We start from the raw sequence: 12,184 nt of genomic DNA, 5'->3' as shown, positions 1-12,184 counted from the left end.
GCGAAGTACCGAAGCGAAGCGTAGTGCGGAATGCCCCGACCCTTGCGTCAGCAAGGGGCACGCCCAAAAAATAAAATTACTTTTTAGAATTTAAAGTTTGTCAATTCGTATATCATCAAATTTCTTTTTAATTTTGTACCGACTATGGACATCGGTTCAATAGATATAAAAAAAATAAGAAACGTAATACCTCATAAATACTATGACCCTGCCACTAAGAAAAATTCTTATGCCGTGCGTGTGTTTTACTTAGACGGTACGGAGCAAATAGTTTCTTGCGCTAATGGTACAGAAATGATGCAAATACAGCAAATGCTAATTAAAAAATTAACTCAACGCAGGTAAGTTAGTTAATCTATGCAAAATAATGAAAAAGCAACATCCGCAGGGCGTATTCCTTGCGGTAACTGTGGTAGCCAAATGGTTTATAGTGCCGAGAAAAGGTCTCTGCTTTGTGAACACTGCGGTCATAAGCAAGTTATAGAAACAGGCACTGATAAGATAAAAGAAAAATCTCTTGAAAGCGGACTAAATTTAAGTTCAAAAGAAAGAGGCTTAAAAATTGAAACCAAGACTTTTACCTGTACTTCCTGCGGTGCATCTACTGCAGTAGCTTCAGACGTGGTAAGCTTTGAATGTGGCTTTTGCGGTTCAAAAGTCATTAACCCTAAGGCTACCGAAGAAGGGCGCATCATTTCTCCTGAGGGTATAATTCCTTTTACGGTAAGTAAGAAGAATGCTCTCGAAATCTATAAAAATTGGATTGGCAGAGGATGGTTTAGACCCAATGATCTTGCTAAAATGGCAAGAATGGAAAAAATCCATGGGGTATACATCCCATTTTGGACTTATGACGCAGAAACACATTCTCAATGGTGGGCAGATGCAGGCTACTATTACTATGTAACAGAAACCTATACAGATAGTGAGGGTAACTTACAAACTCGTGAGGTAAGACACATTCGCTGGGTACCTGCATCAGGATATGTAGATATGAAATTTGATGACATTTTAGTAGTTGCTTCGCAAGGTATAAAACAGTACCGTGCTGAAAAAATATTTCCTTTTGACCTTAAAAAGTTAGTCAACTACGATCCTAGATTTATTGCAGGGTGGGAAGCCGAACTATACAAAATTGACCTTGCTCAAGGTGCCAAAATAGCCGAAAAAATTATGGACAGAGCTATCTATAACCGATGTGTGAGCGAAATACCAGGCGACACATATCAAAATTTGAATATTATAACTGAAAAGACTAACCTTACCTACAAACACATCCTACTACCAATATGGATATCTAGCTATCGGTATAATGGAAAGTTATATCAGGTTATTGTCAATGGACAAACAGGGGCTATTTCAGGCGAAAAGCCGCTATCTTGGTCAAAAATTATATTGACAATAATTCTTGTAATTCTGTTTGTAATTATTTTGTCAAGCTTAAAGAACTAAAACAATCATGACAAGTTTCCCTCAAAATTGAGATATTTTATTAGATGGAGGGTTTGGTTTAGAGGTTATGAAGACAAGGTAGACCAGTGTTTTTTAGTTTCATGAGCGTATATTTTACATAAAAAAATGAATTTTTTGTTGGCAGTTATTTGTATTATAACAAACTTGTTTAACTTTGCGGCAAATACTTAAAGTATATTGTTTTAACCAACTAAAACAACAAATATGAAAACGAAAGGTAAATATCTCTTTGTCCCTCTAGCTTTAGCATTAGGACTAGGAACAGCGGGATGCGGTTCCGTCAAGAAAATGCTGAAGGAAGCAAGAAAAAAAGAAAAAGTAAGCTACACTGTACCTGCTGATTCTCTAATGGAAGTTCATGCAGATACGGTGCGCGTTACCTTCGGAGCTTCTTTAGTTCCAAAGAAAATTCTCAATAAAAAACAGACTTATTTCATGGTACCTGTCTTGAAATATGGCAGCGGTACTAAGACATTTGACTCGCTTCGCTTCAAATGGTTCAAGGGAATGAACAAAAAGGTACCTATTAAGAAAGACACTACTCTTGTATTTGCTTACTCTCCTGAAATGGAATATAGCACATTAGAACTTAAAGGAGTAGCTCGCCGTAAGAAAAAGCAAGGTGAACAGCCTAAGGACGTAGTTATTGCTTATGGAATGGTAACAACTTGCTATTTAGGTATTGACAGGGACCAAGTAGTTTTTGCTAAGCATAGCTACAGCCCTAAAACTACTACCGAAGAGGTCAATAGTGCTATGTTCTTTGATCAAGGTAAGTATAATATCAGAAAAGATGAGGAAAAGTCTGATACGTTGGTTAAATTCATCAATAATATTAGCGTAAAACGCAAAATTGTAGGCGTCAAAGTATCAGGTACAGCTTCTCCCGAAGGTAAACAGAGCGAAGTCAATCAACCTCTTTCAGAAAATCGTGCCAAAACTTTAATTAGCTGGCTAAAAGGGCAGTTTAAGAATATAGGTTATGCTTCTGCACAAGATAGCTCATTCTTTAATGTGTTCAGCCAACCCGAAGGACGTGGCGAGGACTGGGCTAACTTTGAAGCAGGATACAAGAACACTAATATCCCCGAAGCAGATAAAGCTGCTATTGAACAGATTCTCAAAGAAGGGGGAGATAAAGATGCTATGCATGATAAAATTCAGAAATTGAAAAGCTATCCTCAATTAGAAAAATTGTTTTATCCTAAGTTACGCCGTAGTGAAGTAACTGTCATAATCGAAAATTTACCTGCTAATGACTATCAAATTGCTGAAAAAGTAATGAAAGTTAAAAATGGTCAAGCTGACTACTCAACTTTGGATAAAGAAGAAGCTATGTACGTTCTTACTAACTACAAACGCATGGTTAGACTCTATCAAGCTTGCCAACAAGATCCTGAACTTAAAAAGCTAATGGATGAGAATAATGCGCTAGCTAATCAGGTTGTTGAAGCTGAAGCCAAACTCAAAGCACTTAATGAAGATACAAAACTAAAAGGAGCAGCTAAAGAAAAAGCTATCAAAGAGCAGTCTAAAGTAGTTGTTGACCTTAAAAACAAACTGTTTGATGGAACTCAAAAAGCCTATAACATGCAAAATGCTATTGCTAGCCGCACCGTAGGAACTGATGCTGACCTTACCGAAGCAGAAATTAAAGACCTACTCAGCCTGTATAATCAACACACAAAAGTATATAACAACGATTGGAGAGCTTACAATAACTTAGCTTCATGGATGCTAAAACTCGCTGTGGATTCTAATGAACCCGATGCCGCTAAGCAGCAAGTTTACCAAGCCGCTAAGCAGCTTTTGGAAAAAGCCGATCAACTCAAAAAAGATGAACCCATGGTAATGAATGGACTTGGGGTTGTATACAAAAATATGAAAGACTATGCAAAAGCAATGGAATGCTTTAACAAAGCTAAAGGTGCAAGTGGAGAAGTAGCTATGGCGGCTAACTACAATATGGGGGGTATCTACATCAAGAGAGGTAAATATGACCAAGCTATTGCTGCATTTAATGCTGCAGATCCTAAAGTCCGCACAACTAACTACAATAAAGGTCTAGCTTACATTTTATCCAAGGGTTACGACTCAGCCAGACAAGCTCTTGAAGCTGAAAATAATCTCCAGCCCGATGCAACCGATAAAATTGCTGCTATGACTAACTACCTTTTAGCTATCAATGCAGCACGCATGAATAATGTTACAGATGTAGCTAAGTATCTTTCAAAAGCCTGCAAATTAGATCCTTCACTCAAAGAGAAGGCTTCAAAAGACCCCGAGTTCCGTCGTAATAACATTCGTAACACAAACGAGTTCAAAGTTGCTATTAACTAAAAAAACAATCTTCTACTAAAAACCCTTGTAAAATCTACTTTACAAGGGTTTTTATATTGTTATCAAAAGGCAGCAATAAAAATTTGTAAAATTCAGTTCTATATTTTTATATTTGAACCAAATAATGATTAAAGTGCTTAAAGCTAATGCTATACATACTGTTCATGCGAGCTATCCCATTTACATAGGTGTGGAGGCACTTTCTTATCTTCCTAAGCTGTTAGATCAAATCAATCCCTCTTTTATACTCATTCTTGCAGATGAAAATAGCGTAGAACATACTTTACCTGTACTCAAACCATACTTATCTACTAAACATCCAATCAATATTCATTTATATTCTATTCCTTCGGGTGAAGAAAACAAAACTCTACATACTTGCGAAAAAATATGGCAATACATGTTAGAAAATCATGTAGATAGAAACGCACTTATCATCAATTTAGGTGGTGGAACAGTTTCAGATATTGGGGGTTTAGTAGCAGGCTTGTACAAACGAGGTATTCTTTTTATCAATATCCCTACTACTTTATTAGCCCAAGTAGATGCAAGTATAGGTGGGAAAGTAGGTGTAAATTTACACAATAGCAAAAATCAAATTGGATTGTTTAATACTCCTGAATCTGTAATTATTGACCTCATTTTTTTAAAGACATTGCCGATTAGGGCATTCAAATCAGGATACGCAGAAATTCTAAAACATGGGCTTATTGCAGATAGAAACTATTGGGAAATGTGTAAAAGTACTAAAATTAGTGAACTTACTACCACCTCTTTGACTGAAATTATCTATCGTTCCTGTGAGATAAAAAAAAGCATTGTGGAGGAAGATGCTTACGAAGTAGATATTCGCAAATGGCTTAATTTTGGGCATACCGTAGGACATGCCATAGAGAGTATTTATGCCCAAACAGAAACGCCCTTGACTCACGGAGAAGCCATTGCCATTGGTATGTTAGTAGAAGCTAAACTTTCTACTGCTGTGAGTATGCTTTCAAAAGCTGAATTTGAAGAAATAGAAAACACTATTTTGGATTTTGGGTATATTACTAAGATTTTGCCTGTACCCAAAAATGAATTTCTCAAGTACCTGTATCAAGATAAAAAAAATTATCAGGAGCAGCTACGAGTAACTTTATTGCAAGCTATTGGAAAAGCAAAAGAAAACGTACCTGTTAGCCAAGAGCAACTACTTAATGCCTGTATTCCCTACTTAGATATACAAGAATGATACCTTGTCAGCAAGTATTTTTACCTGACGATTTATTCCCTTCTATCTACAATTTATTTGTTTTACGGGAGGATCTATATCATGTGTTTGTGTCTGGGAACAAATGGAGAAAACTTAAATACTATATCAAAGACATCCAAAGCCAAGGTTATAAGGCTGTGCTTACATTTGGAGGAGCTTACTCTAATCATCTATTAGCGGTAGCTTGTGCAGGAGCTATGTACGGTTTCAAAACAATCGGAATAGTACGTGGCGAACCTGTTCAAAATTTTATCTTATTCTTATGTAAACAGTTTGGAATGGAATTACATTTTGTATCTCGCTCTATGTATAAGGATAAAAAAGAATGTTTTAACAACTTAGCTCAATCTAAAGCAGATTACTACTTTTTAGATGAAGGGGGCGCAGGAGAATTAGGCGTTAAAGGATGTATGGAAATTTGGGAAAATATCCCTACTTATATTGACCACGTATTTTGTGCTTGTGGCACAGGGACTACTTTGGCGGGTATATTAGCAGGTAAGTCAAGTTCATATTTGCATACCCATGTACATGGTGTAGCTGTTTTGAAGGCTTTTGACTCTATTAAAAAAACTGTACTTCAATACGGTCAGAATTTTTATCTGCATACAGAATACACTTTAGGAGGATATGCAAAAACTACAACAAATTATTTGTATCAGCTAAGCTTATTTTCTCGTTATACGGGTATTTTATTAGATCCTATCTACACAGGTAAAGTTTGGTGGGCTATACAAGATTTAGCCCAAAGGAGGAGTTTCGCACCCGGTTCGAATATTTTAATAGTTCATACAGGCGGTTTAACAGGAATGTTAGGCTTATGGGAAAAATATCCTCAGTAGAGAAATGGTTTTACTAGGTATAGCATCATGTAGCTAGCTGTACCAATTCCAAATCCCATTATAATTTGCTTTAGATTATGCGCTTTGAGGTATAACCTTGCCCATATTACTGCTGCAAGAACTAAAGTTGCTATCATGACGCTTGCCCATTGCCAGCTATAGTACTCATTTATCCACATTAAGCTTGCTGCTATTCCTGCTGTGTGAATGCTTATCTTGTCCCATAGAGTAGCCAGGTACAAACTTGAAACGGTCAAAGTAGCTAAAAGAAATACTTGATACATTTGAGATAAGTGCCATTGACATAAAAAACTAAAAGTTAGATATACAATTACAGAGGTTGCCAAGGGAAGTAGCCTTTCTGCTCGGGTAGATAGATGTAAAGAAGTTAACCATCCTATCTTTTTGTAAAAAATGATAAAGCTCAAGATCAAAAGAGCAGAGAGAATAGCCCAAAACATTCCCTGCTGCAAAATTAAACTAATAAAGAATGGTAGCCATACAGGTAAAGCAATGAAAGAAATACACTTAGCAGCAAATAATTTCATTTTTGTCCAATTTGCATTTCTAATAAGCTAAGTGTTTCTTTAAGTTTTTTATCTGTTTTAGACAAATCCTCAATGGTTTGAAAAGCATGTATCACTGTACTGTGATCACGGTTTCCAAATTTTTGTCCTATGACTTTGTACGAATTTTGAGTGAGCTTTTTGCATAAATACATAGCAATTTGTCTTGCAACAGCTATTTCTTTTTTTCGGGAGACACCATTGAGATCATCCACAGTTAAATCAAAATGTTGAGCTACTACAATTTGTATAGTTTCAATACTAGCTTCTTTGGGTTTATTACGAGTAATGTTCATTAAGACTTCTCGAGCAAGTTGCAAGTCAATAGTGCGTTTTTCAAAAGAACTTCGGGCTAATAAAGACACTAAGCACCCCTCTAATTCACGGATGTTTGTAGTTACATGTTGTGCAATATATTGTACCACTTCGTGAGGTACAATATCATTTCCCACAGCAATTTTTTTCTCTAAAATAGCTAAGCGAGTTTCATAATCAGGGAGTTGTACATCTACTGTTAAACCTGAACTGAAACGAGAAACTAACCTATCTTCTAAACCTTTTAGATCTTTAGGTGGGCGGTCCGAAGTAAGTATTATGGCTTTTTTCTGAATGTGTAGAGTATTGAATATATGAAAAAAGTTCTCTTGGGTTTTTTCTTTGCCACTAAAAAACTGAACATCATCTACAATCAGAACATCAATTTGTTCGTAAAACTTATTAAAGCTTTGAACTGCGTTTTCGCGTATAGCATCTACAAACTGACTAATGAACTTTTCCGAAGAGATGTAATAGACATTTTTTTCAGGATATTTCTTTTTAACGTGGTTACCAATGGCTTGTACTAAGTGGGTTTTTCCCAATCCTACATCCCCAAATACTAGTAAAGGATTATACATTACTCCAGGTCTTTCAGCAATAGACATAGCTGCCGCTTTGCTCATGCGGTTACAATCACCTTCTATAAAATTCTCAAAAGTATATTCTTCATTGAGGTTACTGTCAAAACTTTGTTGGACAAATGGCTTGATAGGTTCTTTATTAGAGAGTTTTTGTTGAATCTGATATTCCAATTGTGCGTTCTGACCAATTACATTAGTTAGTGCTTCAGCAAGTATGTCTACATAGTTTCCTTCCAGCTGTTGGTAGCAAGCCTGGTTAGGTAGTAGCAAACGAAGCACATCATTCTCAAATGCTATTGGAATGATGGGTGCAAACCAAGCCTGGTATATTTTTTCTGGAACTTTAATTTTAATAATTTTCAGGCAATCTGCCCATATTTGCTGTGCATTATTTATTACAATCTCTTTTTCCATGATGTCTGAATACATAGTAGCTAAATTTTTTTGAAAACGCACCTGAAAGTAAAATAAGTAAAAACTAAATTATACTTTGAGGAATACTATCATTGATAGGGATAGACATAGCAGTGTAAGATTGCTTTCTACCTAAGCTATCCATTTCAAAATCTACCCGCCCAAGATTGATGCCTGCCCAACCTACTTGAAAGACTAAGACTTCTTCATCCTTAGCATTTTTATACACAGCAGGCTTATCCATAAAGGTGTGAGTATGTGCTCCAATAATCAAATCTATACCGCTTGTATTTTTAGCAAGGTAAGGATCGCAAGTTTCAGCATCTACACGAGGATAATGCCCTAAATGAGATAAACAAATTACTAAGCTACATTTTTCTTTTTCACGAAGAATTTTAGCTGTTTGGTTAGCCTTTTCAACAGGGTTAAGATAAATAGTGTTAGCATGCATTTTGTCAGCCACTAAGCCATCTAACTGAATGCCTATGCCAAACACTCCTATTCTAACGCCTTGTTTTACAAACACTTTGTAAGGACTTACCTTACCTTGGATAATATTGTTTCTAAAATCATAATTTGCACATACAAATGGAAAGTTAGCTAATTTTATCATTTTTGCTAAACCTTCTATCCCGCCGTCAAAGTCGTGATTACCTATAGTGCAAGCATCGTAACCTAATTTATTCATCAATTTTATTTCTACTTCTCCGCCATAGAAATTAAAATAAGGTGTTCCCTGCACAATATCTCCTGCATCTAAAAGTAAAACATTTGGATTCGTTGCGCGAATTTGTTTAATTAGAGTAGCTCTGCGTGCAAAACCACCTAAACCTTGTACTTTTGACCCATCCATGGGAAAAGGTTCAATCCGAGAATGAACGTCATTTGTATGTAATATGGTAATTCTTATAGGCTTCGATTTTGCCCATCCTGTTACTAACCCAGGTCCTCCTATACTCAAAGCTGCACCTGACACAAAAATTTGCTTCAAAAATGTTCTTCTGGATATGTCCATATATACTCCGTGCGTATTAGATACGAATAACAAAGGTAAAAAAAAGAACAATAAAAACAAACTATAATAGGCAAAAATACTGCAGTAGCTGCTAACTTATTGTAAATCAAATCAATTTTTTTACGTAACGAGTGTGTCAGTTAGCATATTTTGCTAAATATTTGATTACGAATGTGTTTTTAGACTATTCAAACTCTACCTTGAAGTCTTTTAGTCTATCTCTCTTCGTATTCCTATTAGCGCATTGAGCATATACCAGCTTGGTCTAAAAGGTGCTTTTCCTGAAAGTATATGCATCTTATCTTGAAAAGTGCTTTTTCCTGCATAAAATCGAGCAATTTGCGCATCGTTGCACCGTTGGTAAAACGCTTCTAAAAATCTATATCGTTTGTCAGTCTTTCCTGCTATAAATAAAAAACGATTCATTATCCTATAAAATTGCATAGACCTATGAAATTCAAGTAACTTTTGGTACCAAATAGCAGGTAAATTTTTTTCTTCCAAAAAAGGATACATTTGCCAAATAAAATTATAGTTAGCTGCTAAAGAATAGCCCGTAGTTACATGAAATAAATTCGCATGCATGCCCAGAGGGAGTACATTAGAATGTATACAAGCAGGTTTTTCTTGACTAAGCGGAATAGGTAAAACACCTTGTTCTTGTCTTTGAATGCACACTATTTTCCAACCTTTGTTTTGAGCATATTCCTGTATTTCGTCGGTTATAGTGGATACATTCAACCTTTGATTCAAACTATAATAAGTATCCTCTATCAACAATCGCTTAGGTTCAAATGGCAGCACATACATGAATCTAAAACCATCTTTTTGTGCCACAGTAGCATCCATGATAATAGGTGAAGGTAAACTAACAGGTTCAGCTAAAATTACCTCTAAACCTACAAACTTCTGATAAGCAGTAGTAGTAAAAGTTGCTATGTTTCCTGTGGCGTAGAAAATCCAGTCAGCTGTATAAGAGTGATTGTTTTGAGTTACTACAATTGTCGATGTATCCTGACGCAAAACAGATGCTCTTTGTCCCGTTATAATCTGTAATAACGAATTTTTTTCAGCATAGTCTTTTATCTTTTTTGACAAGCTTTGTGAAAAAATAGTGTGGTAGGGAATGAGCACTGTTCGTTCTATTTTCGGAAATTTGACTTGATAGCTCTGCCAAGATACATCAATCAAAGGTTGTAATAAATTCCAAGCTTGAGGTAGAATATCTGTTTGATTAAAACTCCAAGTATGATTGCCACAAAGATATGAATTTTGCTCAATGATTAAGATAGGTTTCGAGTAACCCAACTCTAGCCAAGTGTAAGCAGCTAATATGCTGCTCAACCCTCCTCCGATGAAAATACATCCATAATGTGAATACATGTATGTCCGTAAAAAGTCAAACAAAAATAAAATAGTTTCATTTGTTGTGGTAAAGATGCTTGCTCTTTAAGCGAAATAATTGTCAATTTGCATTTACGATTCTCTAAAAAATTTGTTTATCTTTGAGAATATGTGTTCAAGACTATTAACAATCTTGCTCTTGTGTATCAACCTAAGCCTTTATGCCCAATTTGAATATAGCAGCCAGCCAGGCAAAGTAATAGTTCCTTATAGCGCTACAAACTTTGTGGATGAGTGGGAAGTAAGTATTAAGCATATTCCTTTTGAAGCTAATCCTGAACAAAAAATAACTCAACAAATTAAGCGGCAACTAGAACAAGCTCATTTACCTGTGCTGCCCAACAATATCTCAAAAAGCCAAAAAACACAGTTAGTCAGTCCGCCTGTGGTTTCTACTAACTTTGGTGCGTACCCCTCTAATGGTATCCCTAACGATAACAACATTGCTATATCTGATAGCGGAATCATTGTAGCTGCGCAGAACACTGCATTGCGTATTTTTAATGAATCAGGAACTTACTTCGGTGTACAAACTCTTAACAGCATAGGCGGTTATAGCTCTTTTAGTACTTCTTATGATCCTAAAATCTTATATGACCCCGTAGCTAATCGCTTCATTCTTGTGTTTTTAACAGGATATACTTGGCAAAATACTAAAATCAATGTATGTTTTTCTAAAACGAGCAATCCTACGAATGGCTGGTGGGTCTATAAATTAGATGGCAACCCTTTAAATGATAGTACTTGGTCGGATTATCCTAGCATTGCTATGTCTGATTCTGAACTCTTTGTGTGTGTCAATACTTTTTACAATGGTTCAGTGAACAACTCTGGTTTTAAGCAATCCACAATATGGCAGATAAATAAAATTAAAGGTTATACAGGAGCTCCTTTTGGAACAAATGATACAAAATACTATTACAATATCAAGTATATGGGAACTCCTTTATTCAATATCACTCCGATAAAAGGCGGAATAAGCACATACGGCGATAGCATCTACTTTCTATCCAATAAAGCTCATACGGCTAACAATGACAGTTTAATGTTTTTACTCAAAATCAATACTACTATTCCAAATAGCCCTGTATTGAGCATGCAATTATGTACAGATGTTTTACCTTACACGCTTCCGCCCAATGCTCCCCAAAAAAACGATACTATTAAGCTAAACACAAATGATTGTCGTGTTTTAGATGGATTTTATCACAATCAAGAAATTCATTTTGTGATGAATGCCCGCCAAATGCCTGCTAATAGAAGCGCTGTGCTATACGGCAGAATAAAAAACCTCAATACAACTCGTAACATTGAAGAGATATTCATTCCTGATACTTTGCACAATGCTTATCCTTCTATTTGTTTTGCAGGTTTGACACCCACAGAAAAAAGTGTATTTATTGCTTTTAACCATAGTGGGGATAGTGTATTTGCGGGCTGTTCAGCCGTTTTTGTAGATGATGCCATGCAGTCTTCTTATCCTGTTCGCATAAAAATGGGCACTTCGCGGATGCGACAATTAGGTTCTCAACCTGAACGCTGGGGCGATTACACAGGAATTCAAAGAAAGTACAATCAAATCGGCGTAGCTTGGGCAGCCTGCTCACGAGCTATCATAAACGGAAGTGTAGGTAGACCCGAAGCTTGGGTGGCTAAACTTTCTCATCCTTTACTTTCTTCTATGTCCGACAATTGCTTTCCCTCTATAACTCAGACAACACTAGACCTAAGCATCTTTCCTAATCCTGTGCATAGTCAAATGACCGTTTCTTGGGAACATCCTTATACGGAAATGGCTTATATTCACATTTTTGACGTGCAAGGTAAAAAAGTAGCTACTCTTTACCAAGATTATATCAAAGCAGGAAGGAATGTTCTGTATTTTAACACAACTGCTTTACCGAACGGCGTATATATTCTTACGGTGCAAACAAACAGCCGTACATACAGTTCTAAGTTGGTTGTACAGCCTTAAAACT

General features: G+C 36.1%; 10 protein-coding genes. 6 read left to right on the top strand and 4 right to left on the bottom strand.

Features of this window, described 5'->3' with window-relative positions; translation table 11 throughout:
• Nucleotides 1-144 precede the first annotated feature (144 nt).
• The 5 genes from NZ519_07070 (at nt 145) to NZ519_07050 (ending at nt 5,907) form a co-directional block, all read left to right on the top strand.
• On the top strand, nt 145-345 hold the full coding sequence (locus NZ519_07070) for a hypothetical protein (GenBank protein ID MCS7028514.1): 201 nt from the start codon (nt 145-147) through the stop codon (nt 343-345).
• 12 nt (nt 346-357) lie between these two features.
• Nucleotides 358-1,452: a hypothetical protein gene (locus NZ519_07065; protein ID MCS7028513.1), complete on the top strand. Its 1,095-nt coding sequence runs from the start codon at nt 358-360 to the stop codon at nt 1,450-1,452.
• A 225-nt stretch (nt 1,453-1,677) separates the two neighbouring features.
• Nucleotides 1,678-3,813 (top strand): hypothetical protein, encoded by a 2,136-nt coding sequence (locus tag NZ519_07060; GenBank protein MCS7028512.1) that lies wholly within the window; start codon nt 1,678-1,680, stop codon nt 3,811-3,813.
• Nucleotides 3,814-3,937: 124 nt separating this feature from the next.
• A complete protein-coding gene (gene aroB, locus NZ519_07055; GenBank protein ID MCS7028511.1) occupies nt 3,938-5,044 on the top strand; it encodes a 3-dehydroquinate synthase in 1,107 nt (368 codons plus the stop codon).
• Nucleotides 5,041-5,907 (top strand): pyridoxal-phosphate dependent enzyme, encoded by an 867-nt coding sequence (locus NZ519_07050; protein ID MCS7028510.1) that lies wholly within the window; start codon nt 5,041-5,043, stop codon nt 5,905-5,907. The genes aroB and NZ519_07050 overlap by 4 nt, the downstream gene beginning before the upstream one ends.
• On the opposite strand, the gene NZ519_07045 is transcribed toward NZ519_07050, so the two are convergent.
• The 4 genes from NZ519_07045 to crtY all read right to left on the bottom strand — a co-directional run bounded on the left by NZ519_07045 (nt 5,901) and on the right by crtY (nt 10,184).
• The gene (locus NZ519_07045) at nt 5,901-6,455 is read right to left on the bottom strand and encodes a hypothetical protein (protein MCS7028509.1); all 555 of its coding nucleotides are present in this window, start codon (nt 6,453-6,455) and stop codon (nt 5,901-5,903) included. The two genes, NZ519_07050 and NZ519_07045, sit on opposite strands and share 7 nt — an antisense overlap.
• Nucleotides 6,452-7,801: a chromosomal replication initiator protein DnaA gene (dnaA, locus tag NZ519_07040; protein MCS7028508.1), complete on the bottom strand. Its 1,350-nt coding sequence runs from the start codon at nt 7,799-7,801 to the stop codon at nt 6,452-6,454. The genes NZ519_07045 and dnaA overlap by 4 nt, the downstream gene beginning before the upstream one ends.
• Before the next feature lie 49 nt (nt 7,802-7,850).
• A complete protein-coding gene (locus tag NZ519_07035) occupies nt 7,851-8,795 on the bottom strand; it encodes a metallophosphatase (protein MCS7028507.1) in 945 nt (314 codons plus the stop codon).
• A gap of 216 nt (nt 8,796-9,011) precedes the next feature.
• Entirely contained in the window at nt 9,012-10,184 is a 1,173-nt protein-coding gene (gene crtY / locus NZ519_07030; protein ID MCS7028506.1) for a lycopene beta-cyclase CrtY, read from the bottom strand.
• 130 nt (nt 10,185-10,314) lie between these two features.
• On the opposite strand from crtY, the gene NZ519_07025 reads away from it, so the two are divergent.
• Complete coding sequence (locus NZ519_07025; GenBank protein ID MCS7028505.1) at nt 10,315-12,180, top strand: T9SS type A sorting domain-containing protein; 1,866 nt, start codon at nt 10,315-10,317, stop codon at nt 12,178-12,180.
• The last annotated feature ends 4 nt before the right edge of the window (nt 12,181-12,184 follow it).

The sequence above is a fragment of the Bacteroidia bacterium genome, assembly GCA_025056095.1.
GTDB lineage: Bacteria > Bacteroidota > Bacteroidia > JANWVE01 > JANWVE01 > JANWVE01.
The sequence above is the reverse complement of the archived record's forward strand: the minus strand, read 5'-3'. Positions and strand labels throughout refer to the sequence as shown.